Origin of the sequence: Pseudoalteromonas sp. T1lg48, assembly GCF_002964785.1 — a bacterium.
Taxonomy (GTDB): Bacteria; Pseudomonadota; Gammaproteobacteria; order Enterobacterales; family Alteromonadaceae; genus Pseudoalteromonas.
Genome location: NZ_PQCC01000001.1, coordinates 317,275 through 340,722 on the forward strand (window position 1 = coordinate 317,275; position 23,448 = coordinate 340,722).

At 50.2% G+C, this 23,448-nt stretch carries 25 protein-coding genes and 1 pseudogene; 8 read left to right on the forward strand and 18 right to left on the reverse strand.

Annotation, left to right across the window (positions count from 1 at the left end):
- Window positions 1–31 precede the first annotated feature (31 nt).
- Window positions 32–373 (forward strand): hypothetical protein, encoded by a 342-nt coding sequence (locus C2M29_RS01555; RefSeq protein WP_105188041.1) that lies wholly within the window; start codon window positions 32–34, stop codon window positions 371–373.
- 6 nt (window positions 374–379) lie between these two features.
- The gene (locus C2M29_RS01560) at window positions 380–577 is read left to right on the forward strand and encodes a hypothetical protein (protein WP_105188042.1); all 198 of its coding nucleotides are present in this window, start codon (window positions 380–382) and stop codon (window positions 575–577) included.
- Window positions 578–619: 42 nt separating this feature from the next.
- On the opposite strand, the gene C2M29_RS01565 is transcribed toward C2M29_RS01560, so the two are convergent.
- The 13 genes and pseudogenes from C2M29_RS01565 to gspC all read right to left on the reverse strand — a co-directional run bounded on the left by C2M29_RS01565 (window position 620) and on the right by gspC (window position 12,688).
- Window positions 620–1,225, reverse strand: coding sequence for a UPF0149 family protein (locus C2M29_RS01565; RefSeq protein ID WP_105188043.1), 606 nt, complete (start codon window positions 1,223–1,225; stop codon window positions 620–622).
- On the reverse strand, window positions 1,225–1,989 hold the full coding sequence (locus tag C2M29_RS01570; protein ID WP_105188044.1) for a type II secretion system protein N: 765 nt from the start codon (window positions 1,987–1,989) through the stop codon (window positions 1,225–1,227). Before C2M29_RS01570 ends, C2M29_RS01565 begins: the two co-directional genes overlap by 1 nt.
- A gap of 2 nt (window positions 1,990–1,991) precedes the next feature.
- Window positions 1,992–2,462, reverse strand: a complete 471-nt coding sequence (gene gspM, locus C2M29_RS01575; RefSeq protein ID WP_105188045.1) for a type II secretion system protein GspM — start codon at window positions 2,460–2,462, stop codon at window positions 1,992–1,994.
- Window positions 2,462–3,664, reverse strand: coding sequence for a type II secretion system protein GspL (gene gspL / locus C2M29_RS01580; protein WP_158684626.1), 1,203 nt, complete (start codon window positions 3,662–3,664; stop codon window positions 2,462–2,464). The genes gspM and gspL overlap by 1 nt, the downstream gene beginning before the upstream one ends.
- Window positions 3,661–4,656 carry a type II secretion system minor pseudopilin GspK gene (gene gspK, locus C2M29_RS01585; protein ID WP_105188047.1) on the reverse strand — a complete coding sequence of 332 codons (996 nt, stop codon included), beginning with the start codon at window positions 4,654–4,656 and terminating at the stop codon, window positions 3,661–3,663. Before gspK ends, gspL begins: the two co-directional genes overlap by 4 nt.
- A complete protein-coding gene (gspJ, locus tag C2M29_RS01590) occupies window positions 4,646–5,431 on the reverse strand; it encodes a type II secretion system minor pseudopilin GspJ (protein ID WP_105188106.1) in 786 nt (261 codons plus the stop codon). Before gspJ ends, gspK begins: the two co-directional genes overlap by 11 nt.
- A 5-nt stretch (window positions 5,432–5,436) precedes the next feature.
- Window positions 5,437–5,841: a type II secretion system minor pseudopilin GspI gene (gene gspI, locus C2M29_RS01595; RefSeq protein ID WP_105188048.1), complete on the reverse strand. Its 405-nt coding sequence runs from the start codon at window positions 5,839–5,841 to the stop codon at window positions 5,437–5,439.
- Window positions 5,841–6,425 carry a type II secretion system minor pseudopilin GspH gene (gspH, locus tag C2M29_RS01600; protein WP_105188049.1) on the reverse strand — a complete coding sequence of 195 codons (585 nt, stop codon included), beginning with the start codon at window positions 6,423–6,425 and terminating at the stop codon, window positions 5,841–5,843. The genes gspI and gspH overlap by 1 nt, the downstream gene beginning before the upstream one ends.
- A gap of 2 nt (window positions 6,426–6,427) precedes the next feature.
- The gene (gspG, locus tag C2M29_RS01605) at window positions 6,428–6,850 is read right to left on the reverse strand and encodes a type II secretion system major pseudopilin GspG (protein WP_105188050.1); all 423 of its coding nucleotides are present in this window, start codon (window positions 6,848–6,850) and stop codon (window positions 6,428–6,430) included.
- Window positions 6,851–6,894: 44 nt separating this feature from the next.
- Window positions 6,895–8,127: a type II secretion system inner membrane protein GspF gene (gene gspF / locus C2M29_RS01610; protein WP_105188051.1), complete on the reverse strand. Its 1,233-nt coding sequence runs from the start codon at window positions 8,125–8,127 to the stop codon at window positions 6,895–6,897.
- Complete coding sequence (gspE, locus tag C2M29_RS01615; protein ID WP_442792527.1) at window positions 8,127–9,623, reverse strand: type II secretion system ATPase GspE; 1,497 nt, start codon at window positions 9,621–9,623, stop codon at window positions 8,127–8,129. The genes gspF and gspE overlap by 1 nt, the downstream gene beginning before the upstream one ends.
- A gap of 52 nt (window positions 9,624–9,675) precedes the next feature.
- Window positions 9,676–11,741: pseudogene (gene gspD, locus C2M29_RS01620) on the reverse strand (type II secretion system secretin GspD).
- A gap of 23 nt (window positions 11,742–11,764) precedes the next feature.
- Complete coding sequence (gspC, locus tag C2M29_RS01625) at window positions 11,765–12,688, reverse strand: type II secretion system protein GspC (RefSeq protein WP_105188053.1); 924 nt, start codon at window positions 12,686–12,688, stop codon at window positions 11,765–11,767.
- A 211-nt stretch (window positions 12,689–12,899) separates the two neighbouring features.
- On the opposite strand from gspC, the gene hslR reads away from it, so the two are divergent.
- The 3 genes from hslR to C2M29_RS01640 all read left to right on the forward strand — a co-directional run bounded on the left by hslR (window position 12,900) and on the right by C2M29_RS01640 (window position 15,967).
- Window positions 12,900–13,301 carry a ribosome-associated heat shock protein Hsp15 gene (hslR, locus tag C2M29_RS01630; RefSeq protein WP_105188054.1) on the forward strand — a complete coding sequence of 134 codons (402 nt, stop codon included), beginning with the start codon at window positions 12,900–12,902 and terminating at the stop codon, window positions 13,299–13,301.
- An 8-nt stretch (window positions 13,302–13,309) separates the two neighbouring features.
- A complete protein-coding gene (gene hslO, locus C2M29_RS01635) occupies window positions 13,310–14,158 on the forward strand; it encodes an Hsp33 family molecular chaperone HslO (protein ID WP_105188055.1) in 849 nt (282 codons plus the stop codon).
- Window positions 14,159–14,428: 270 nt separating this feature from the next.
- Window positions 14,429–15,967, forward strand: coding sequence for a phosphoenolpyruvate carboxykinase (locus C2M29_RS01640; protein ID WP_105188056.1), 1,539 nt, complete (start codon window positions 14,429–14,431; stop codon window positions 15,965–15,967).
- A 150-nt stretch (window positions 15,968–16,117) separates the two neighbouring features.
- Here the strand turns inward: C2M29_RS01640 and envZ are convergent, their stop codons facing one another.
- From envZ to greB, 3 genes are all read right to left on the reverse strand, one after another.
- On the reverse strand, window positions 16,118–17,437 hold the full coding sequence (gene envZ, locus C2M29_RS01645; protein ID WP_105188057.1) for a two-component system sensor histidine kinase EnvZ: 1,320 nt from the start codon (window positions 17,435–17,437) through the stop codon (window positions 16,118–16,120).
- Window positions 17,438–18,157, reverse strand: coding sequence for an osmolarity response regulator transcription factor OmpR (gene ompR, locus C2M29_RS01650; RefSeq protein ID WP_105188058.1), 720 nt, complete (start codon window positions 18,155–18,157; stop codon window positions 17,438–17,440). It abuts the gene before it with no gap.
- Window positions 18,158–18,257: 100 nt separating this feature from the next.
- Window positions 18,258–18,740 carry a transcription elongation factor GreB gene (gene greB / locus C2M29_RS01655; protein WP_105188059.1) on the reverse strand — a complete coding sequence of 161 codons (483 nt, stop codon included), beginning with the start codon at window positions 18,738–18,740 and terminating at the stop codon, window positions 18,258–18,260.
- Between the two features lie 76 nt (window positions 18,741–18,816).
- Between greB and C2M29_RS01660 the strand changes: the two genes are divergently transcribed.
- The 3 genes from C2M29_RS01660 to C2M29_RS01670 all read left to right on the forward strand — a co-directional run bounded on the left by C2M29_RS01660 (window position 18,817) and on the right by C2M29_RS01670 (window position 22,227).
- The gene (locus tag C2M29_RS01660; RefSeq protein WP_105188060.1) at window positions 18,817–19,131 is read left to right on the forward strand and encodes a hypothetical protein; all 315 of its coding nucleotides are present in this window, start codon (window positions 18,817–18,819) and stop codon (window positions 19,129–19,131) included.
- 36 nt (window positions 19,132–19,167) lie between these two features.
- On the forward strand, window positions 19,168–19,746 hold the full coding sequence (locus C2M29_RS01665) for a CBS domain-containing protein (protein WP_105188061.1): 579 nt from the start codon (window positions 19,168–19,170) through the stop codon (window positions 19,744–19,746).
- A gap of 135 nt (window positions 19,747–19,881) precedes the next feature.
- Window positions 19,882–22,227: a Tex family protein gene (locus C2M29_RS01670; RefSeq protein ID WP_105188062.1), complete on the forward strand. Its 2,346-nt coding sequence runs from the start codon at window positions 19,882–19,884 to the stop codon at window positions 22,225–22,227.
- A 64-nt stretch (window positions 22,228–22,291) separates the two neighbouring features.
- Here the strand turns inward: C2M29_RS01670 and C2M29_RS01675 are convergent, their stop codons facing one another.
- Window positions 22,292–22,600, reverse strand: a complete 309-nt coding sequence (locus C2M29_RS01675) for a hypothetical protein (protein WP_105188063.1) — start codon at window positions 22,598–22,600, stop codon at window positions 22,292–22,294.
- A 71-nt stretch (window positions 22,601–22,671) separates the two neighbouring features.
- A complete protein-coding gene (gene bioH, locus C2M29_RS01680) occupies window positions 22,672–23,418 on the reverse strand; it encodes a pimeloyl-ACP methyl ester esterase BioH (RefSeq protein WP_105188064.1) in 747 nt (248 codons plus the stop codon).
- Between the last annotated feature and the right edge of the window lie 30 nt (window positions 23,419–23,448).

Sequence of the window (23,448 nt, forward strand, 5' to 3'; positions counted from 1 at the left end):
TAACCATAGCCACCTAGATCAAGGTTTACTCATGAAGAAGTTATTACTGTTGGTCGTTATTTTGCTAGCCCTGCTGAGTGTCGATCACCCTTTGATCAAAAACCCCCGAGACAAGATTCTTGGTAAGGTGGTTTCGGATTTAAGTGACTCGACTCAGGTACAGCGGGAAGTGAGGGCAAAACATGCATTAACCGAAATCCGCTCACAACTGAACTTAGACAAAGAGCAAGACGCCCATCTTGCCGACAATTTGAGAACGGTTATTGGTATGTATCAATGGGAAAAGCGATATTGTAAAAATAGGGAATTGAACCAGTTCTTCTATGGTGACGACCTATTGCAAAGCTGCGCCATTATTGCTGCGACTCATTAGGTAACCATGGACTTTTCAGCACTCAATAAAAAGCAGGGCGACTCTTTTGCCGAACATAAACGTCTGCTGCAGCAACTGAGCAAGGGTAAAACAGTTCTCTGTAAGCATTGCCAAGGCACCATCAGCCTGCAACTTGCCGAGCCAGGCTTTGCCAAGGTCAGCTGCGCCAAGGGTTGCACCGACCTGCTACTGCAACTTGGATAAGCTACCCTCTTAGCCTATACAGGTTATACCCTCAATAGCGAGTTAGGCTTCCCAGTGCGGCTCATCGTCAAACAAACCACTTTGCACCGCAGCCAACTCAATGAGTTCGGCAAACCCCAGACTAAAATCGGCCATCATATCAATAAGCGAGTCGTTAAACGCCTGCTCACCCTGACCGCTGTTTGCCGCGTGCGTGTTAAATTGCTCGGCATCGGCAAACAACCCAAGCACAGTCACCGCCTGAGCGAGCATTTCTTTGCATTGCTCGGAGCAGGAAGAAGCACTTAGCAAGGGCTCGAGGTAGTAATTCACACCAAGTACAAAACCTTTAGCCCACAGGTGCAAGTCGGCATCGGCAACCAAGTTATCCTGCCAGCGCTGTGCTACCCGAATATTGTCGGTGAGTTTAAAGCCGCTCTCATATACCTGCTCGCTGATCTGCTGATGCAAACTCATCAACGCAAACAAAACACTTTCATCGCAATCAACAGCGCTCTCACCGAGCACCTCTTGCAACCATACTTCTTCTTCAATGGGTGCTGGCGCACAGATCAGGGCAAAGAGATAGCCCTGAACCTGAGCCAATGGCATTGCCCCACGGGCCTCATCAAGGTATTCGCGCAAAGGCGTTAACAACTGCTCACGCATTAGAAATTGATCCGATAGCGACCATCAGCTCCCTGTGCACCAAGGAACTGCACCGCATCATGAACATCCTTGGGTAGGCTGGCATCCGGTTTGATAAAGCCGTTCACACTGAACTGGCCGCGGTCGTTAAAACCGGCATCAACTTGAAGACCCAAGCGGTTTTCTTTGGTTACCGTCACTTTAGCGGCACCATTAACACAGCTAAGGTCACCTTCAAGCTCGCCAATACTAAACCAGCCATTACGACCCTTAACACTGATATCCGCCGAGCTGATGGTGCCGCTCAATTCCTGGCAATGAGGCTCACCTAACTGGTAGTTATCCAGTTCCATAAACACTCGGCCCTTGGCCTCTGTGGGGAGAGGCAGTCGGACACGCTGTAAAACCTGTTCAAGTGACAACCGCGCCTGCGCATCGTTAAGCTGCAATTGCTTGTTAAATAAACCATAGAGCAATTGACCCTGCGCCGAGATTTCATTGGTATTGCGCTTGTTGCCGACCACCAGGTCCGTATTCAGCTGGCCCTGCAATAATGCCAGCGGCTGCACCTGCCATTTCACCTTACTAACATATTGGCCCTGATACCTCACTCCATGCACCTGTCCTTGCCACAAAGTGCCCGTAGCCGGACCCAGTTGTAAACCTGGTGGTAATTCCTCTTTAAACCACTGCAAGGCTACCGACGCGGGTAACAGGGCAATAGCGAAAACCAGCAAAAAAACAACAAATACAACGGCTAGACCGCTGATTTTCTTAACAGACATAGTTACTCCAGAACAATACGACTAACGCGGACATGGCCCGGTTTTGGATCTAAAGACAGTTCGATATTACTAATTGTTACGCCATGATTTTTGACTATGTCGTCCAACCAGGCCAGCAGCTGATTAAAGGGCACGCTATCAATATTTAGACGTAAGCCTTCACCACTGGGTTGCATTCTGCTTATCTCGATTTGATAGCGCGAGCGCGTGCTGTTCACCACTTGGGTTACATTGCCGCCCGAGGCCACTTTAACGGCGCCGCCCTTGGCCTTAATCTGAACCACGCTCTGTTGTACAAACTGCAGCAGCTCTTGCTGTTTACCCAATTCTTGTTTGGCATCGGCAACGGCGTTATTTAACGGCCGATAGATCACCATCACAAAAAAGAAAATAATAAAAATCACGCCGGCAATGCTTAGCAAACGCTGCTCTTGTGGCTTCAATGATTGCCAATAATTCGTTAATGCGCTCATTATTCGCCCCTTATACGTAACTCACCAATCACGCTTTCACCGTCATTATTCAGAGACCCCTGATCAACATTGAAACCGCGCTGCTCTAAACGCGCCTTCACCTGCGCAAAACTTTGGAAATCTTTGGCTCTGGCACCAACACGTAACTCTTTGCGACGCTGATCAAAGCGCAGCGTTTGTGTTACAAATTCATTGCTTTGCTGCACAATATCGGCAAAGTCCTGCAACATCATCAGGAATTCTGCTTCGCCGTCCTGACCCTGGCTGCCCAATGCCTTTTTAATCTGGTTGCGAATAAGATGCGGGCGCACCTTAGTGCCGGGAAATGCCGACTCATAGCTGCTAACCACCTGCTGCTTAACCGACTCGGCCTGCGTTGTATAGTGATACCATTGCGCCCCTTTCACGCCGAGCGTAAATACCAGGGTAACGGCCGCGGCAACCATGGCCGGGCGCCATACCTTAATCCAGCCACTGCTTTTTTTCTTATAGGCAAAGATGCCTTGACGCAGGTTAATAGGCGATGTGGCCTTAGCAAACATGGCTAAGGGCAACTCAAACTTATCTTCGTGACTTTGGGTTTCTATCGCCAATTCACCGCTCGGCAACGGGCTATATAAGTCTAAAACCTCGATACCCGCGGCGGTTAAATAACTCGCCGCCCAACCGGGTTCCAGTTGCGCCCCTTGCCACTGATCACAACGCACCAAAAAACTGTCATCATTAATAGCGATAGCACTGGCTCTTTGCGGTTCAGGCTCGGGCAACAACAAGGCATCGACGTATACATTGACCACGGCAATATCGGCCTCAGCAAATACCTCTAACCAGTTTTGCAACCACTGCCTATTGACCAAGGCGATATTAATAAAATGATCTTCCGCCTCGCTATAAGCATTGCCATGGGCGATAAACAGGGTCTCTATATCGACCGTAACCTGCTCCTCCACCATAAAGGGCAAGGCCTGTGCCAGCTTGCGGTTCCACTTGGCCGGCAGTTTAACGCTTTGCAGCTGTACCTGAGCACAGGGCACCACCAAGGTGCAATCGCGATTGCGCGCCTTTTCCGTTAATCCGGATAGAGCTGCCGCGTCGGCCAAGAGACCGCTAGCGATAATTTCGTCCTCTGCAGGATTATATACCAGCCAATGAATTGGCTGATCTGGGCGCTCGCCCACGTGGATCAGTAAGGATTCTCTCACTGCACGCCTCCAAATTTTCGCGCCATAATTGAAATTTCTTTATTATTTATTTGTAATAGCGACGTCATAGTAAACTCAAACTCGACAAAAGTTGCGGTTGTTTGTAATTGAAAATAAGAGCTTTTCAGCACAAACCGGCCATCATCGGCATTGACCTCACGGCCCCCTTGCTGGGTTACCTCGTTAACAAAGTCGCTCAGCGTATCAAAACCTTTTTCCGGGCGAGCACCAATCACCGACTGCGCCGATGACTCGTCCAACCCTTCAATCATAGCAGCCAGAAGCAAGGCCTGATCTTCGGTAATGGTATTTACATTCAAAGCAAACACCTCACTGCCCGGGATCACACAAACATAGGGGGCCAATTTGCGCATCGCCAGCGGGTTAAATCCCTTTACCAAGCGCAGCTCGGACATGTCGGCGAAAAAGTTATTCGCGGTTAAGTAAGGTATATCTCGCGACAAATACTCGTCTTCTTCGGCACCGGAGCGCATGGTAATACTGTCTTCATCCACCCAATCCAAGACACTGTCTGCCATGGCCTCTTCGGACTCATCACTGGGCAAATCATCAATTTCCTTTAACAAGGCCAGCAGGGCCTTATGGGCAGGATTTGATTTTACATAACCACCGTTTTGCGTCTGCGGCTCAGCTCGCAGCGCATTTAAGTTTAAGCAGGCTTGCAAGTCTTTAATTTCCCCGGCAATCGTGCCGTTATCCACGGGAAATGGAGTATTAGCCGCCAGCGCCCAACTCTGCTGCAGGTGCATTTTATCCGGCTCTTCTTCAATACTTTCTCGCAACACCTTTTGTGCCAACGCCTCTGCCGCATAGGCATACCATTTAGCCTGACGAAAATCATTGAGATTCGATGACTTTTGCACCTGCACCATAAGGTTCATGCTCATTTGTGCGGCAATGGTCGCGGCCAGCGCCACGATAAATAAAACAATAATCAGGGCCGCGCCTCGGTTATGACGATTAACTGCCATATGAGCCTCCCGGCGAACCATTGTTACCCTGGTTATTGCCGCCTTGATTGTTATTTCCACCCTGGGAACCGCCTTGGCTACCGCCCTGACCCCCTTGAGCCCCACCTTGGCCGTTTCCTGAAGCGCCCCCTTGCTGCACCGGGATATCTGCTCCCTGGCCAGCTAATAAAAACAGCCGGCGAATAGGGTCATCCTCTTTTAATATCAGATTCACAGCCACCGCTTTTGGTAACTTCTCTTGCTGCCACTGCGCCTGCCATTTTTGCGCCTCACCGTCAAAAAATTCAAAACTGAAATCTTCTACATCATGCAACAGCACCTGCACCCGAGGTTCACTGCCATCAAGCTGATCAACATAAAGGCGGTACAAACGCTCTAAGCGCCCCTCTTGTACTCGGTAAGCCACGGCTTGTAACTCACTGCGCGGCAATAAATAACCCGGGTTGGACCAACCATTGCGGATAAAGGCAATACCATCTAGCTCACTGTCGAATAAAAAGCGCTCGTGCAACAGGTACTTTTCCTGAAAGTCGCCAGCCTCATTGCGCACCTTACGCTTACTGATCTGGCTAAAGTCCTGCTCCATCACCCGAAAAACCGTCTGCAAACGCGACAACCGGTCCAGGGTCTCTTCGGACATATCCTTGGTACGGGTGCTGACCTCAAAGATTTGATGGGTGGCACCGATAATAAAGGCCATCACGGCTAAGGCAACCAGCACCTCAACCAGGGTAAAAGCACGTTGGCGATACACATTAGCAGAGCGACTGCGCATACCAATCATGTTTTACTCGCCTCTTTATCGATATAGGTCGCAAGCTCATAGGCAAATCGCTCATGCTGCTCATCGGTAAATACGGTAATCACCACTTTTACAAAGCTGCTGTCTGCGGTGCGAACTACTTCCTGCTGCCAATACCAGGTCGCCCCGGCCAGTTCGGTTTTACCTTTAGCACCGTTTTTGGCGTTCCAGTTATCCCCTTGGGCACGAATTTCCACCAGCTGGTTTTCCGCCACCCAGGAGCCATAGGTTTGTTCTTTAATGGCACCTAAATGATTAATATGCTCACCACTGATCTGCATGGCAGCGATCCCAGCCATGGCACAGATACTCAATGCCACAAGGACCTCGATAAGAGTAAAACCAGCGCTGCACTTATCTGAGCGAGAAATATACTGAGCCATTATTGTAGCTCTTCTTGATATAGGCTAACCGGTGCCATAAATTCCCCTTCGATAATATAAGGGGCCAGGTCTTCGTCCGTATCCTGCAAAGCAAGGCGCAGTTGAAATGGACTGATTTCGCCAGAGGATAGGATCATAACTTGGGGTATTTGCATTTTTTGCAGCTCAAGGAAGTCATCGTCGTCTGTTCCCAATAACTGCTGCCAATCAACCTCATTAAGCAAGCTATCCTGCGCCCAGGGGAGATCTTCTTGATTCAAAGTCAGGGCAAAGTCGGACTCCAGCTTTTTGCCCTTAAGCACACCGTCGCTGTCATCCAGAGGCTGCCACTTTTGCTCCCCATACACCATAAACTCATAACCATTGTCGTCGTCGACAAACAAACCGAGCTGACGCTGATTTAGAATGGCGTATTCGGAAGCAAAGTTAATACTGGTTTGCAAAGCAAACGCCGTTTGTTCTAACTCGTCGTGGCGTGAATCATCAATGCTGTACACAATCATGTTGGCGCTAAACGCGATAATAGCCAGCACCACCAGGATTTCGATTAAGGTAAAACCGGCTTGATGATTCACCACCTTCATGGTTAGCGCTCTTCTTCGTCCCAGTTACCGATATCGTCCTCGGTGCCCGCTTCACCATCCGGGCCCATAGAAAACACATCTATTTTACCGATTTCACCCGGGTAGATTAGCTGGTAAGGGTTACCCCAAGGATCCAGCGGTAACTCATTGATAAAACCACCATCAGGGAAACGCTTTGGAATTGGCTCGATACTGGTCTTAGTTACCAGGGCTTCTAAACCCTGCTCCGTCGTTGGGTAAGTATTTACACGCAACTTATACATGTTGAGCGCATCTTCAATTTGCTGAATATCCAGCTGCGCTTTATCAAGATCAGCCTCTTCTTTTTGACCCATGATATTTGGGGCTACAATCGACATGATCATACCTATGATGACCAATACCACCATCACTTCAAGTAATGAAAAACCAGACTGCTTTCTCATTGTTCGTACCTCTAAATTTACTGAAATCTGTGTTTGTTTGGCCACTATAAGCCAATTGCCTTGTTCATTGCCATGATTGGCTGCAATATTGCCATTACGATAAATAGCACAATAAGCGCCATGCTCGCTATCATAGCCGGCTCTAAAAGCTTTAATGACACATTAACCATGGTCTCGAACTCGCGGTCCTGGTTGTCTGCTGCACGCTCAAGCATTTGTTCCAGTTCACCGGATTTCTCACCACTGGCAATCATATGCAGCATCATCGGGGGAAAGAGTTTGGACTGCTCCAATGACGCCCGTAAGCTGGCACCTTCGCTGACCCGGGTCGCCGCCTCGGCCACTGCCTGTTTAATCTTATCGTTTTCCAACACCTGTCCGGAGATCTTCATGCCTTCAAGCAAGGGCACCGAACTGGAAGAAAGAATACTTAGAGTGCGGGCAAAACGCGCCGTGTTCAAGCCGCGACTGACCTTACCTAAACCGGGCATGGCCAATAACCGGGAGTGATACCAAAAACGAATATGCGGGCGCTTCAACGCCTGCTTAATGGTGACCACCAGCGCTACCACTACAACTAAGGTTAACAGCCAGTAGTTTTGTACAAATTCGCTGGCCGCCATTACCCATTCCGTGGTCCAGGGCAACGCCTGTTTAGATTTTTCAAAGGTTTTTAAGATTTCAGGCACCACGGTGCCGAGCAGGATGGATACAATGGCAATGGCAAATACCACCAGAATAGTGGGATAAACCATGGCCTGCACTATTTGCGAACGCATATACTGACGTTGCTCGGTATAGTCCGCCAGGCGATTCAAAACCTGATCCAAATGTCCGGATTTTTCCCCTGCCGCCACCATGGAACGGTAGAGGTTATCGAAAACATGAGGAAACTCCGCCAGGCCATCGGCCAAGGTATAACCCTCGACCACTTTGGAGCGTACCGCCATCAACATCTTCTTTAGACGAGGCTTTTCACACTGTTCGGCCACCGCCATCACCGCGGCTTCTACCGGCAGTGCCGATTGGATCAGGGTTGCTAACTGGCGGGTGATCAAGGCCAGATCTGCAGTAGCGATTTTCGCCTTAAACAGGCCGCTGAACAGGCCGGTTTTTGCGGCACTGGCCTTCTCCTGCGAGGCCGCCAGCTCAACGGCTAAAGGCATCAAGCCCTTATCGCGCAGTTGTTGACGTACCTGTTTTGCGGTATCGGCCTCTAATATGCCCTTTTTTTCTTTGCCTTTGCCATCCAGAGCTCGATATTCAAACGCCGCCACTATTGCTCCTCACGGGTAACCCGTAATACTTCTTCCAGAGTGGTTTTGCCGGCCAGTACACGGGCACACCCATCGCCACGAATACTCGGGCTATACTGGCGAATATATTTCTCAACCGATTGCTCACCTTTACCATTGTGAATAAGTTCACGAATATGGTCGTCAACAATCAACAGCTCATGGATACCGGTTCGGCCCTTGTAGCCATTGTAATTACATTCTTCACAGCCCACGGCGCGATAGATGATTGGCGCCTGCTCGGCACTGACACCAAGCAGCTGACATTCATTGGCATCGGCCTGATGCGGCTGCTTACAACTCTTACACAGGGTACGCACCAGACGCTGCGACAAAACTCCGAGCAAGGAAGAGGAAAGCAAGAAGGACTCAACGCCCATGTCTTCCATTCGGGTAATGGCACCAGCGGCGGTGTTGGTGTGCAGGGTCGATAAAACCAAGTGACCGGTTAATGAAGCCTGCACGGCGATCTGCGCCGTTTCCAGGTCACGTATCTCACCAACCATCACCACATCCGGATCCTGACGCAAAATAGCACGTAGACCACGGGCAAAGGTCATATCCACCTTAGGATTCACCTGCGTCTGACCGATGCCAGGAATTTCATATTCGATCGGATCTTCAACGGTTAAGATATTGCGATCTTTACTGTTTATTTCGCTCATACCGGCATACAAGGTGGTACTCTTACCTGAGCCCGTTGGACCGGTAACGAGAATAATACCGTGTGGCTTACGGATCAGCTCGGCAAATAATTCCTGATTGCGCTCCGTCATACCCAGATCGTGCAAATTCAGGCGGGCGTTATTTTTGTCTAATAAACGCAGTACCACACGCTCGCCAAAGCTTGATGGCATGGTCGATACCCGCACATCAACGGCACGTCCGGCAATTCGCAAACTAATACGACCGTCTTGCGGCACTCGCTTTTCGGCGATATCCAGCTTGGCCATAACCTTAATACGCGACACCAGCAGCGACGACAATTTACGGTTTGGCCTAAGCACTTCTTTAAGCACGCCATCGACGCGAAAACGAATCACCAGATCCTGCTCAAAGGTTTCGATATGAATATCCGAAGCACCTTCTTTAATGGCTTCGCCGAGCATGGCGTTGATCAACTTGATGATCGGCGCATCGTCGTCGCCAGCCAGTAGGTCTTCGGTTTGCGGCAATTCTTCGGCCAGGGAGAAGAGATCGGCTTCGTTGCCGATATCTTCCATAATCTGCTGGGTTTCCGAACTGTCTCTTTGATAAGACGCTTCCAACAGCAGCTCAAACTTATCTTCTGCGAGCTTTTCCACCACAAAACCACGTCCGGCGAAGCGGCGCACTTCCAGCATGACTTGGGCATCCAGCTCATTGGCGTAGTACAACACCAATTGCTCGTCAGTTTCGACCAGCAACACCTGGAAGCGTCGGGCATAAGCAAAGGGAAGTCGCAAAGGCGCTGCAGCGAGCACCTCGGATACTTCCATCAACTCTTCGTCGCTAACCAGCGCCTCGGGTGAGGCATCATTGGCCACTTGCTCAGTCATTGTTACGCTCAGCCTTATTCTGTTCTCTCAGGTATTCTTCGTACGTAGGAGGCAACACCAGGGCGTCATCCCACTCCGGAAGCATGGGCACCTTCTCGAATGGCATAAGATCGATACCATCGTCATCCTGCTTTAACTGCTCGCCGCGAATAAAGTTATACTTGCTGTGGCTAAGACGGTTCATGCTTTCACTGTCGCGTAAGATTGTCGGGCGAATAAAGACGATCAGGTTACGCTTACGCTTTGCGGTACTGGTCGACTTAAACAGGTGACCCAGCACTGGAATATCACCCAGCAATGGCACCTTAGAGACACTCTCTTGCACGTCTTCATCGATTAAGCCGCCTAGCACCACCATGCCGCCATCATCGGCTAGAACGGTCGTGGTAATAGCACGCTTATTAATGGAGATATCCACCGCCGTAGAGCCGGCCACATTCGACACTTCCTGCTCAATGGTCAGCTGTACCGCCGAGCCGTCGTTGATTTGCGGCGTGACCTTCAGTTTTACACCCACTTCCTGACGCTCAACCGTCTGGAATGGATTATCGTTATTACTGCCGGTCGATGAACCTGTGATAATCGGCACTTCCTGACCCACGATCATGGATGCTTCTTCGTTATCCATGGTGGGATCGAGGGCGTCGCAAGGATATTCGAATTGGTATCATTGGATACCGCTTGCACAATGGCGCCCCAGTCGTTACGCACAATACCCATGGCCAGGCCATTGATACCGCCTAGTAGCGCGGCTAATGGACCTAAATCACCCTCTTGCGTACGTTCAATCGGTGTTACCGTGCCGTTCTCAGAACCAATCACATTATCAATAATGGTCTCATCTCGCGCTTGCTCGGCGGCAACGGCCAATGAACCCACAGGTACAGTTGTACCATTATTAAACTGCAACATGCCGCCTTGTTCGGTGATCCATTGCAGGCCAAAGTTAATGCCATCGCCTTCCGATACTTCAACGATAATGGCTTCAACCAAGACCTGAGCACGACGGATATCCAAACGCTCAATGACTTTCTCAAGCGAGCGCATCATATCCGGTTGCGCGGTGATCACCAGTGAGTTGGAGTCGCTATGGGCTTCGATGCTGATGTCGCCTCGGCTTCGGCGCGATGCACGTTGGTTGGTGGCGGCGCCCTGTTGTTCTTCGGTCAGTGATTTACTCACACCTTGCAGTACGGTGACCAAGTCTTCGGCCTTGGCGTAGTTCAGGTAGAACACCTTGGTGTTACCCGTGCTTTCCAGCTCGTTATCAAGGCGTTTTACCAATTCGATGGCACGGGTACGGGCCTGGCCCTCGCCGCTGACGATCACGCTATTGGTACGCTCATCGGCCACTACCCTCGGGATTAGGAAGTCCGGCACACTGCCCTTGCCGTTGTCTTTAAAAATATTGTCGACCACAGACACCACATCACCGGCGGTCGCGTGCTTAAGGCGGACGATGTCAACGCTTTTATCACCGGCTTGGTCAACCAAGCGAATGATCTCTACCAGACGGTTAACCGACTCGGCATGGCCGGTCAGCATCATAACGTTCGATGGGTTGAAGTTGGTAACATGGCCGCCGTCTTTTTGGTCGCTGAATTGGCGAATAAGCGGGCCTAGCTCTTGCACGGTTACGTTTTTCACTCGCACCACGCGAGTCACTAGCATATCGCCGCCGATGCCGTCTTGTTCGCCGATCACGGGAACATTAGACTTTTTCGCGTCCGAGCTTTTTTCGACCTTAAGAATACCGTTTGGCATTTCAACCGCAGCAAAACCGTGTACTTCCAGTACATTGAGGAAGAATTGATAATACAGCTCTTCATCCATTAATTCGTAGCTGCGGACATTAATCTTACCCCTAACATTGGGATCGATGATTACGGTTTTATTCAGGTTTTTACCGACGATATTAATAAACTCATTAATATCCGTGCCTTTAAAATTTGCCGCATACTCAACTGCATACAGGTTTAAACTAATACCAGCGGCAAAAAAGAGCGCACCATATTTGGCCAGCCCTTTAAAAATTTTTGTGCGAAATTTCGCGCCCATTATTCTTCTCTCCACACTTGTGATTATTGCAGGCTAAATTGCACGTCGATAAGCTGACCATTACGGTTAACCGTAATCGCCGCCTCTGTACTTGAACGAAGCTCCTGCAAAGCCGCCATTGCTTGTTTCATATCGGTGAGTTGATAGCCATTAATCGCAACAGCAATATCATTATTCTCTAAACCCATCTGTTTAAACAGCTGGGGATCTTTACCCGGGCTTAACTTGTATCCTTGCAACTGCCCCTGGTTGCGCACTGGACTAACACGAATATAGTCCGTTAGCTTGCCCGGATCCGCCAATACCTCTTCACGTTTTTGTTGTATCGTTGCTTTGAGCTCGGGGTTGGTGGGGACATTTACGCTTTGTTTTGCCTGTTGTCGGCTTGGACCGGTGCGTTGCGGCTCCTTGCTTGCCGGCACCGGCATACTGACCGTTTTGGTAAAACTGATGCCATCAAGCATCAGAGTCTCAAAACGACCATTAACGTCCAAAATGGCACGATCGGGCATGACTTTCGCCAATTTCGCTCTGGTGCCCTTGATCACATCATCTATTCCGTAAGTCTCCTGGCTGCCCTGAGATTCGATGATGGCCAAGCCAGCACTGTTATCATCGGTGGCCGCCACCACGCCGGTTAGATTAATGCTCAAGCGTGTCTCGGGAGCGTCGCTGATGACTTCTTGCTTGGGCTGTTCCTGTACCACAGCAGCAGCGTCACCAAATAACTTAACCGCCTTGATAGCGGCGATATTGACGTCATTTTTTGCCGTCGACGCACTAGTCGCAGGCGGCATGACCGCCGCAACTTGGGGTTGTGGCCACAGTAACCACACCAACGAAGCTGCTAAATAGCCACAATATATTGTCGTAGCCAGCACTATAGCAGTCACAATCTTCGTCTGTGGAAGCTGTTTAAGCCTTTGTTGTAGTTGGGCTAAATCCAAAACTGTTCACTATTATCATTATGTTAACTAACGCCACATAGTACATTCATCACCTGCGTTCAACAAGCGCGTACTGTAGCAATATGTAAAATTGGGCAACGACTATATAAACTAAGTAAGGCATCTGTATTACAATCTTGCCAACTTTTTTTACACTTGCTTATATGTTAACTTTGCCCTCTATATAGGGCTTGTAATTAGGCCAAACACCGTGACCAAAACCCCCGAACAAAAAACCGACCAGATACGCATAGACAAATGGCTCTGGGCGGTGCGTTTATATAAAACCCGCGCCCTTGCTCGCGAGATGGTGCAAGGCGGCAGAGTGCATTACAACGGCCAGCGCTGTAAACCCAGTAAATTGGTTGAAGTGGGTGCACAAATTCGTCTTGCTCAAGGCTTCGATGAAAAGCAAATTACGGTGCTTAAATTACTTGAAAAACGCGTGGCCGCCCCCATTGCTGTGACTTGCTATGAGGAAACAGAGCAAAGTAAGCAAAAACGCGAAGAAAACGCGCTAGCCCGGAAAAATAACGCCTTCTTTGCACCGCATCCAGATCACAAGCCGGATAAAAAACAGCGCCGTGAACTGATCAAGTTTAAAGCCAGATAGAGAAACACATGCAGCAAGACTTATTATATCGATATATTTTTGAGCAACTCGACGTGCGTGGCGAGTTGGTGCAAGTAAGCGACGCTTTCACCAAAATGGTGGAGGGACGCAACTACCCGGACCCGGTTAAAAAGCTGTTGGGTGAGCTCTTTGTAACGACTTCTTTACTCACAGCAACCTTAAAGTTTCAAGGCCATATTAATGTGCAAATCCAGGGCGATGGCCCGGTTAAATTTGCCGCCATTAATGGTGATCATGAGCAAAACATGCGCGGCGTTGCCCGTATGCAAGGCGAGGTTAAAGGCGACAACTTGCTTGAGTTGATGGGTAAGGGTCATATGATCATCACCATCACCCCGGTGAAAGGCGAGCGTTATCAAGGCATAGTGCCGCTCGAGCATGACACCCTGACCAAATGTGTTGAGCAGTATTTTGTTCAGTCAGAGCAGCTGCGCACCCGCCTGTGGTTTGCCACCGATGTCACCGAAGGACAAGAGCGCGCCGCTGGCTTGTTCTTACAGGTATTGCCCGTACATCAGAGGGATAAATCGGAGGCCGATTTCAGTCACTTGGAAACACTCAGCGACACGGTCACCAGCGACGAGTTACTCAACCTCGACGCCCATACAGTGCTGACTCGCCTTTATCACGAAGATAATCCACAGCTGTTCGAACCCCAGCCGGTTCGCTTTAAGTGTACCTGCAGCCGTGAAAAGACCATGGATGCCCTGGTTAACATCGGCAAGGATGAGCTGCTCGCCGACGTGCAAGAGAACGGCGAGATAGTGATCAGCTGCCATTATTGCTTAACCGACTACCGTTTTAACGAAGAAGAAATCAAAGCGATTTTTAATTAATCTGGGCTTATTTCGGCCGCAATAAAAACTCGGGTCAGTAAAACCCGAGTTTTTTTGTGAGCAAAAATGACACCGGTATCAATGAAACTCGTATTTTTTATGACACCGGTATCACTGAAATTATTCATGTTTTTTCACCTAAAACGGGCATTTTTAGCGACTCCAAAGCTCGTATATGCACAAACCATCTGTTACTATAATTTGCATATAAAGCACTCTCACACCGCTTTAGATTAACCGTTCAATCTCTCACAACTTTTAGGTAAAAAAATGACTTCAAGCGCTACTCGTTTTGTTGATCTTACAACCGCAGAACTAATCGAGCAGGCAATTCGCCGTGGTGAAGGTTCTCTTGCTGCTAACGGAGCTTTCGTGGCCAAAACTGGTCGTCGTACCGGTCGCTCTCCAAACGATCGTTTTATCGTTAAAGAGCCTAGCACCGAGAACGATATCCAGTGGGGTAACGTTAACCGTCCTTTCGATGCTGATAAATTCAATGCCCTTTGGGAGCGAGTTGAGAATCATGTGTCTCAAAACGACCACTTCGTTTCTCACCTTGAAGTAGGTGCAGACCCAGAGCACTATCTACCAATCGTTGTAACCACTGAAACTGCTTGGCACCATGTTTTCGCTAAAAACATGTTCATCCAGCCTGAGCACTTCAACAAGGCCAACATGCCTCAGTGGCAAATCCTTAATGTACCTTCGTTCGTATGTGAGCCAGAGCGTGACGGTACTAACAGTGATGGAACGGTCATCATCAACTTCGCAGAGCGTAAAGTACTACTTGCCGGTATGCACTACGCGGGCGAAATGAAGAAATCAATGTTCTCAGTACAGAACTTCCTACTTCCTGCAAAAGGTGTATTACCAATGCACTGCTCTGCAAACGTAGGCGAAGCAGGCGACACAGCCCTATTCTTCGGTCTATCTGGTACTGGTAAAACAACGCTTTCAGCGGATCCAAGCCGTTTCCTAATCGGCGATGACGAGCACGGTTGGGCACCTGGCAGCGTATTTAACATCGAAGGCGGTTGTTACGCGAAATGTATCGATCTGTCTCAAAAGAATGAGCCGGTAATCTGGGACGCAATCCGCTTCGGCACCATCCTTGAGAACGTTGTACTTGATGACAAACGTACTCCTGATTACACAGATTCATCACTTACGCAAAATACTCGTGCCGCTTACCCACTTGAGCACGTTGCTAAGCGCAAAGAAGAAAACCGCGCCGGTGAGCCTAAGGCCGTGGTATTCCTAACTTGTGACGTAAGTGGCGTACTACCTCCTGTTTCTGTGCTAAGCGAAGAAGCAGCGGCGTACCACTTCCTAAGCGGCTACACTGCGAAAGTAGGTTCAACTGAAATTGGTTCAACTTCTGATATCGAATCAACCTTCTCTACTTGTTTCGGCGCACCTTTCTTCCCTCGTCCAGCCGGCGTATACGCAGAGCTTCTAATGAAGCGCGTACGTGAGTTTGGCGCCAAGGTGTACCTAGTAAACACGGGTTGGACTGGTGGTCCTTACGGTGTTGGTAAGCGTTTCGACATCCCGACTACTCGTGCCGTTGTTGATGCCATCGTATCGGGCGCACTAGCCGACGTTGAAACTCAGCACATCGACGTTCTTAACCTAGACGTACCGGTAGCCGTACCTGGCGTTGATAGCGCGGTTCTAAACCCAATCAACACTTGGAACGACAAAGAGAAATACGCAGAATACGCACAGAAACTAGCGAACGACTTTAACGAGAACTTTGCTAAGTACGACGTATCTGATGCCATTAAGCAAGCTGGCCCTAATAGCTAAGGGTCAACTTCTTTAACTTAGCCATTGCGCTGAGAATTCGCACCAACGCCAGCTTTATGCTGGCGTTTTTGTTATTAGACTCTGGCGCAATCAGTGGAAGGAGTGCCCGGCGCAAGGGCAAAAGGAAGCAAACAGGGTATAACACCGGCTTTACGCCGGCGTTTTTATGGGTAGATAGATGGTTGCGCACAAACCGCCTTCCTTGCGGTTTCTTAATTCCACCCGGCCGTTGTGCATGGTGATAATGCGCTTAATAATGGCCAGGCCAAGACCACTTCCCTCACTGCCTCGGGCCTGATCGCCCTGGGTAAAAGGCGCAAATACTTTTTCCAGTTCCGACTCGGGAATGCCCGGACCTCTATCCTTAACGCTGACACACACATGGGTCTTACGGGCGTTATAGTGAGTCACCACCTGGATGTCGTCACAGGAGTAACGCAGGGCATTTTCGATCATATTGGTCAGCACCCGCTTTATGGCAACATGGCTCATGGGCACATTGGGCAAACTGGGGTTAAGGTGTGCGCTTATTTCCCGTCCCTGTACGCGCCCATGCTGCTGCTCCGCATGCACCACTTCTTCCACTAAGGCATTAAGATCTTCACTTTGGTAATCGCCCTTATCGTGGTGGCGCAGGTATTCGATAAACTGATCGATGATGGCATTCATGTCTTCGATGTCATGAATAATGCCTTCACGCAGATAGTCTTCGTCGTCGGACATCATTTCCGTCGCCAGGCGAATACGGGTTAGGGGGGTGCGCAAATCATGAGACACACCGGCCATCAGCAATCTTCTGTCCTGCTCAAGGGCGGCGATGCCGCGCGACATCTTATTAAACGCTCGGGTCACTTCCACCATCTCCGTGGAACCCTGCTCATCGACCTCGGAACTGAAATCGCCCTTACTCACCTTGATCGCCGCCTCTTGCAAAGCCTTCAATGGGCGGTTGAGATGACGGGCAAAGAGCCAACCACCAAGCACACTGAGGAAGCCGATACTGGTCAGATAAAAGGTTAAAAATTCGATATTGGCTTCGGTAAAGCCCGATAACGGCACTCGCACCCAATAACCCGGGGCTTGTGGCGGCTCTATCCAATAAACCAGAGGGTCGGTTTGACTGATACGCACCCGCGCCGAACCATTAAGCTGCTGCGACATAATGTTTGAGAGCATGGAATACTCCCGAGCTTCGCCTAAGCCATTAATATAGGCGTCGCGCTGAGTTAAAATTTCAATGCCGGTTTCCTCGCGGAAACGCTTAGACACCTCATCGCTCACCTCCACACCGTCATTAACGCCAATAAACACGGTTTTCACCTGTTTGGCGAGCATGATATTCACTTGCTCTATGGTCGGCTTCACCACATAGAAGCTCACCGCCACATAGGACACCACCTGGTTGATCAGCAACAGGGCGCCAACCAGGAAAACCGTTTGTCCAAAGGCGCTTCGAGGAAGTAAATGCATCTATTTATTGCCGTCGGGTACGAAGACGTAACCTAGCCCCCACACGGTTTGGATATAACGCGGATTGGCGGCGTCCACCTCGATCATTCGTCTCAGGCGTGACACCTGCACATCGATGCTGCGCTCCAAGGCACTGTAATCACGACCTCGAGCCAGGTTCATCAATTTATCCCGGCTTAACGGCTCGCGAGGGTGCGATACCAGCGCCTTCAAGACCGCGAACTCGCCGCTGGTCAGCGAGATCACCTCGTCCCCTCGGGTCATTTCACGGGTCGCGAGATTGAGGGCAAATTCACCGAATTTCACCAGGTTTTCTTCCGCGGATGGAGCACCGGGCACCTCTTTGGCACGGCGACGCAAAATAGCCTTTACACGAGCCAATAATTCACGAGGATTGAAGGGCTTAGGGATATAATCATCGGCACCGAGTTCCAGCCCGATAATGCGATCCACCTCGTCCCCTTTCGCGGTCAGCATAACAATCGGAATTTCATTTTCCTTTTGTCGTAAACGGCGGCAGATTGACAAGCCATCTTCACCGGGCAGCATTAAGTCGAGCACCATGAGGTGAAAGTTTTCTCGCTCCAGCAGCTTATCCATCTGCTCGGAATTGGCGGCACTGCGAACGATAAAGCCCTGCTCAACCAGGTATCTTTCTAACAGGCTGCGCAGGCGCATATCATCATCGACTACGAGGATTTTGGTGGTTTCTTGTCCCATGTTCTTGCTTAGTTGTTCTTGTTGTAGCCTTAACTATATGCGAAATACCCGAGTTGGGAAACGCTCAAGGCTAATAACATTGTTACATTTGTTTTCCGCCTTACTCATCCCCCTGCTGATAACGAATACTATTGATATACCACAACTTTCGACCATTAGGCGTATTCACCCAGGCCTCGTCATCGACCTCTTTTTGCAATAAGGCGCGGGCCATGGGAGCGTCGATGGAAATAACCTCTTTATTGTCATAAATTTCATCGGGGCCGACGATTTGAAATACCAGCACGTTACCCTGCTCGTCTTCAACCTCGACATAGGCACCAAAAAACACCTTGCCCTCTTGCTGAGGACTGTAATCCACCACCCTAAGCTCATCCAGGCGTTTACGTAGGTATCTGACTCGTCGGTCAATTTCACGTAGCCGCTTCTTATTGTACTGGTAATCGGCATTCTCCGAGCGGTCTCCGAGGCTCGCCGCCCAGGCCACTTTTTTAGTCACTTCGGGGCGTTCAGTGCGCCATAAATGATCGAGTTCGCTTTGTAGTTGTTGGTAGCCACGACGGGTGATTAATTTCGTTTTCATAAATAATGTTCAGTTTTCGTTCATTTAAACAGGGTCATATTTAACCTATGTGGTAATTTTATAGGCAGGTGATGGTATGCAAAAGTACAACTTGAAGTACAACCTGCTTTTTGTGTTTGCGCTTTTCGCCCTAGCCGGCCTCCTTGCAAGCCAACACCTCTTTACCTCAGCCGCCAATACCAGTGACCAGTATAGCCTGACCATTAGTGTCGATCCGGTACAAACTATCAATCATGATAGCGATAATGATCACGACCCTGAGCACCCGTTAGCACCCTCGATTAAGCAGCACGCGTTAGTTAACACGTCAGTTTTAACAGTGCCTAACGCACCGCTTAACCGCCGCGTGCTCACAGTAGCACAACAAAGAGCCCCCCCTTACTTCTCTTAAGAAACTGTTTTATTTGCAATTTTTTGGAGAAAGATCATGACTAATTTTAATACACTACGTACTCATCATATCGTAGAGGGGGCGCAATTAGCGACCGCTAACGAACCACACTTACAGCTAGACGCCAACAGTGGCGCATTGAGCTTATTGCAGGACTTCACCTTGCAAAGCCCCATTTGTGTGCAGGCTAACACCCCGCTTTTGGCGGCGCGTAAATTGGCCAGTAACACTCCCACCGATGCCCTGATGGTGCTCAATGAGCAGGGCCAGGTGATCGGGGTCACTTCCAGCGTCGAGCTACAAAGTATTCGCGTGACTACTCAGGCCCTGCAACTTGGTCTTAAGCCCAGTGAGCTGATGGTCCATGATGTAATGCGCTCCCTGCATGTACTGCCATGCATCACCATGTTGGCGGTGCGCAATACCTCGTTAGGAAACGTCCTGAGCACCATGGAGCGAACCGGCAGTTTCTACCTGTTGGTGACCGAGAATGAGCAAATCCGCGGTATTCTCTGCGCCCGTAAAATCGCCAAAACCCTGAATATGGGCTTGGATATTACCCCGGTCGCACAGTCATTTCAGGACGTGGTTGCCAGCGTAGAACACCCTCACTAACAAGCCGTTTTAAGGCACTTAAGATGCGGGTCACGAACGACAAATTTGCCCTGTCGTTCGTGACAAGCTGTGATATTATCCAGTTAATTTTACTCGTATTAGCCCTGCTTTGGGCACCAAGATATAAGGTTATTAATGGCTAATCTCACCACGATTCTGGCGCAGGAATTACAAGCGCAAGAACAGCAAGTGCTAGCAGCAACTAAGCTTTTAGATGAAGGCGCTACGGTGCCATTTATTGCCCGTTACCGTAAAGAAGTAACCGGTGGCCTGGACGACACCCAACTGCGCACCCTAGAGCAACGTTTAGGTTATCTGCGCGAACTCGAAGAGCGCCGCCAATTCATCATTAAAACCATTAGCGAACAAGATAAGTTAACGCCGCAACTAGCCGCCGATATTGCCGCTGCGGCAACCAAAACAGAACTTGAAGACCTGTATCTGCCTTATAAACCCAAGCGTCGCACTAAAGGCCAGATAGCCATTGAAGCCGGCCTTGAGCCCCTCGCCGACGCGCTGCTAAACGATGCCAATTTAGATCCGGAAAGCGAAGCCGCTCGTTTCGTCGACGCCGATAAAGGCGTGGCCGACAGCAAAGCGGCCCTCGAAGGAGCCCGCTATATCCTGATGGAGCGCTTCGCCGAAGATGCCAAACTGTTGGCTAAACTACGCAGCCATATCAAGCAACATGGCCATATTAGCAGTACCGTGATCGCCGGTCAGGAAAAAGCCGGCGCCAAGTATCAGGATTACTTTGAGCACAGCGAAGCCATTGCCAGCATCCCATCACATCGCGCCTTGGCCATGTTACGTGCCCGTAACGAGGGAGTGTTGGCCCTAAGCATTAATCCGGATGCGCAAAGCGAAGACGGTCATGCCCTGTGCGTCAACATGATCGCCCGTCATTTCGATCTCGCCATCGAAGGGAAAGCGGCGAGCAAATGGCTGGCACAGGTAGCCCAATGGACCTGGAAGGTGAAGCTGGCGTTACATCTGGAAAATGAGTTTCTTGCCAATATGCGCGAACAGGCCGAAACCGGCGCTATCGATGTGTTCGCCAAAAACCTTAAAGACCTGCTTATGGCGGCCCCGGCAGGCGCCAAGGTCACCCTGGGCCTGGATCCGGGTCTTCGTACCGGCTGTAAAATTGCCGTGGTCGATAGCACGGGCAAACTCCTGGCCACCGCCACCATTTTCCCTCATGCTCCGCAAAATCAGTGGGATAAGTCATTGCGTACGCTGGAGCAACTATGCCGTCAGCACAAGGTACAACTGATCGCCGTCGGTAACGGCACCGCCAGTCGCGAAAGCGATAAACTGGTTGCCGAACTGATTAAAGCGGCTCCGGAGTTGAAATTAAGCAAGATCATGGTCAGCGAAGCCGGTGCCTCCGTGTATTCGGCGTCCGAGTTCGCCGCTCAAGAATTCCCGGATCTCGACGTTTCCCTGCGCGGTGCCGTGTCGATCGCCCGTCGCCTGCAGGATCCCCTCGCCGAACTGGTAAAAATCGAGCCAAAATCCATCGGTGTGGGTCAATACCAACACGATGTCTCGCAAAGCCAGCTAGGACAAACCCTGACTTCCGTGGTTGAAGACTGTGTAAATGCCGTGGGTGTCGACGTAAATACCGCCTCGGTGCCCCTGCTGACACGCGTTTCCGGCTTAAACAAAACCCTGGCGCAGAATATCGTTAAGTACCGCGATAACAATGGTGCCTTCAGCAAGCGTAGCGAATTGAAAAAGGTTGAGCGTTTGGGGCCAAAAGCATTTGAACAAAGCGCCGGCTTCTTACGCATCGTCGGTGGCGCCGATCCCCTGGATGCCTCTGCGGTTCACCCGGAAGCCTATCCCTTGGTTAAGAATATTTGTGCCGCCAACGATCAGGATATCGCCCATTTGATCGGTAATGCCGAAGTGCTAAAAGGTCTGAATGCCGCTGACTACACAGATGAGCAATTCGGTCTGCCCACGGTCACCGATATCATCAGCGAACTGCATAAGCCGGGCCGCGATCCGCGTCCAGAGTTTAAAACCGCGGCGTTTAAAGCCGGGGTGGAGACCATTAATGATCTCAAACCGGGTATGGTTCTCGAGGGTGTGGTGTCTAACGTCGCCAACTTTGGTGCCTTTGTCGATGTCGGCGTGCATCAAGACGGCTTAGTACACATCTCGGCACTGACCGACAAGTTTATTAGCGATCCGCGCGAGGTGGTGAAGGCCGGCGATATCGTTAAGGTCAAGGTGTTGGAAGTCGATAGCGCCCGTAAGCGCATCAGCTTTACCATGCGTCTAAATGACGAGCTGCCTGCTGCGGGTGCAAGCGCGGGTGCAGGCGCGGGTGCCAAGAGCGCCTCGAAGCCAGCGACGAAGAAGGGAGCACCAACAAACAATAAGGGTAATAATCGCAGCCGCAATAAGGACCAGGGCAATGCCGCCATGGGTAACGCCTTTGCCGAAGCCTTTGCCAAACTGAAAAAATAACGCCCTACGGCAACAAAAAAACGCAGCCAAGGCTGCGTTTTTTTATGCTTATTGAGCTAGGGTGCTAAGCACGAATATCGATAAGGGTGCCCAAAAGATCATCGGCACTGGCAATAACCCGAGCGCTGGCCTTGGCCTGCAACTGGGCAACCTGTAAATTCACCAACTCCTGCTCGACACGTGGCGTTTCGGCCACCGGGGCAATCAGCGCCTCACCATTGCTCGCTCCCTGAAGTTGACGCCCCAGTTGCACTTGCTGAGTGTCCAACTGCGCCGTGGTGGCACGATTGATATTGGCACTGGCCTGGGTCGCGTCCTGTTGTGCGCGCACAAAACCATCCACTCCCACATTAAAAACCATTGCTACCGACATTGGTGCTCTCCGAGGCAAGCCTATTAAACTTCTAGTTATTATTGCGCAAAAAACACTCTATTAAAACCCGACTAAAGCATGGCTTTTAAGGCCGCAACAAACTCGTCTTTGTGGGAAATAAACGGTGCATGCGAAGCCTTATCCAGTACCTCAATCTCCAAATGCGGCCGTAATCTCTGCATCTGCTCAATGGCTTTATAAGGCACAAGGGCATCTAAGCGCCCGAAGATGGCGCCTATGGGCTGCTTAAGGTGCGCAAATTCTTGTCTCAAATCCTGATATTCGAGAATTTCCAAGCCCTGTTTAAGCACCTGCTCCGAGGTACTGGGAGCCTGCTGGATCAAAGCCCTGAGCTGTTTAATATCTTGGCGTGCGGACTCGCTGCCCATGGCCTGAATGGCAAGAAAGCGCTCTATGGTTTTACTGCTGTTTTCAATTAACTGTTGATTAAACTGCTCCAGCACCGAGTTTTTTATCCCCGGCCAGTTTGGGCTTTGGCTAAAAAATGGCGTTGAGGCGACCAAGATCACCTTGCTGACCTTGTGCGGATAAAAGTGCGCCAGATACAAGGCAACCAGACCACCAAGAGACCAACCGGCAATGATGGAGCCGTCTTGAAGTTGATCCGCCAATTGCTTGGCCATGGTCGGCAGATCCGAGTGAAACCCTTCGCTCTCAGCCGGCTGAGCATGACCATAGCCGGGCAGATCGAGAGCCCGCACATCGCCGTCAAAAATAAAATTAAGCTCTGGGCGAATCAACTCCCATACCTCACGATTCATACCCCAACCATGAAGCAACACCAGTTGTTTTTGCATTTAACCTGTTCCGCATCCACTATTACTAAA

Bases quoted from the DNA above. Each gene is read 5' to 3' on its own strand.
- bioH (WP_105188064.1), bottom strand. From the start codon at position 23,418: ATGCAAAAACAACTGGTGTTGCTTCATGGTTGGGGTATGAATCGTGAG.
- C2M29_RS01660 (WP_105188060.1), top strand. From the start codon at position 18,817: ATGCAAAAGTACAACTTGAAGTACAACCTGCTTTTTGTGTTTGCGCTT.
- gspH (WP_105188049.1), bottom strand. From the start codon at position 6,425: ATGAAGGTGGTGAATCATCAAGCCGGTTTTACCTTAATCGAAATCCTG.
- C2M29_RS01640 (WP_105188056.1), top strand. From the start codon at position 14,429: ATGACTTCAAGCGCTACTCGTTTTGTTGATCTTACAACCGCAGAACTA.
- C2M29_RS01560 (WP_105188042.1), top strand. From the start codon at position 380: ATGGACTTTTCAGCACTCAATAAAAAGCAGGGCGACTCTTTTGCCGAA.
- gspJ (WP_105188106.1), bottom strand. From the start codon at position 5,431: ATGCGCAGTCGCTCTGCTAATGTGTATCGCCAACGTGCTTTTACCCTG.
- envZ (WP_105188057.1), bottom strand. From the start codon at position 17,437: ATGCATTTACTTCCTCGAAGCGCCTTTGGACAAACGGTTTTCCTGGTT.
- C2M29_RS01565 (WP_105188043.1), bottom strand. From the start codon at position 1,225: ATGCGTGAGCAGTTGTTAACGCCTTTGCGCGAATACCTTGATGAGGCC.
- gspK (WP_105188047.1), bottom strand. From the start codon at position 4,656: ATGGCAGTTAATCGTCATAACCGAGGCGCGGCCCTGATTATTGTTTTA.
- C2M29_RS01555 (WP_105188041.1), top strand. From the start codon at position 32: ATGAAGAAGTTATTACTGTTGGTCGTTATTTTGCTAGCCCTGCTGAGT.
- gspI (WP_105188048.1), bottom strand. From the start codon at position 5,841: ATGGCTCAGTATATTTCTCGCTCAGATAAGTGCAGCGCTGGTTTTACT.
- greB (WP_105188059.1), bottom strand. From the start codon at position 18,740: ATGAAAACGAAATTAATCACCCGTCGTGGCTACCAACAACTACAAAGC.
- hslO (WP_105188055.1), top strand. From the start codon at position 13,310: ATGCAGCAAGACTTATTATATCGATATATTTTTGAGCAACTCGACGTG.
- gspG (WP_105188050.1), bottom strand. From the start codon at position 6,850: ATGAGAAAGCAGTCTGGTTTTTCATTACTTGAAGTGATGGTGGTATTG.
- C2M29_RS01670 (WP_105188062.1), top strand. From the start codon at position 19,882: ATGGCTAATCTCACCACGATTCTGGCGCAGGAATTACAAGCGCAAGAA.
- ompR (WP_105188058.1), bottom strand. From the start codon at position 18,157: ATGGGACAAGAAACCACCAAAATCCTCGTAGTCGATGATGATATGCGC.
- C2M29_RS01665 (WP_105188061.1), top strand. From the start codon at position 19,168: ATGACTAATTTTAATACACTACGTACTCATCATATCGTAGAGGGGGCG.
- gspE (WP_442792527.1), bottom strand. From the start codon at position 9,623: ATGGAAGTATCCGAGGTGCTCGCTGCAGCGCCTTTGCGACTTCCCTTT.
- C2M29_RS01570 (WP_105188044.1), bottom strand. From the start codon at position 1,989: ATGTCTGTTAAGAAAATCAGCGGTCTAGCCGTTGTATTTGTTGTTTTT.
- C2M29_RS01675 (WP_105188063.1), bottom strand. From the start codon at position 22,600: ATGTCGGTAGCAATGGTTTTTAATGTGGGAGTGGATGGTTTTGTGCGC.
- gspM (WP_105188045.1), bottom strand. From the start codon at position 2,462: ATGAGCGCATTAACGAATTATTGGCAATCATTGAAGCCACAAGAGCAG.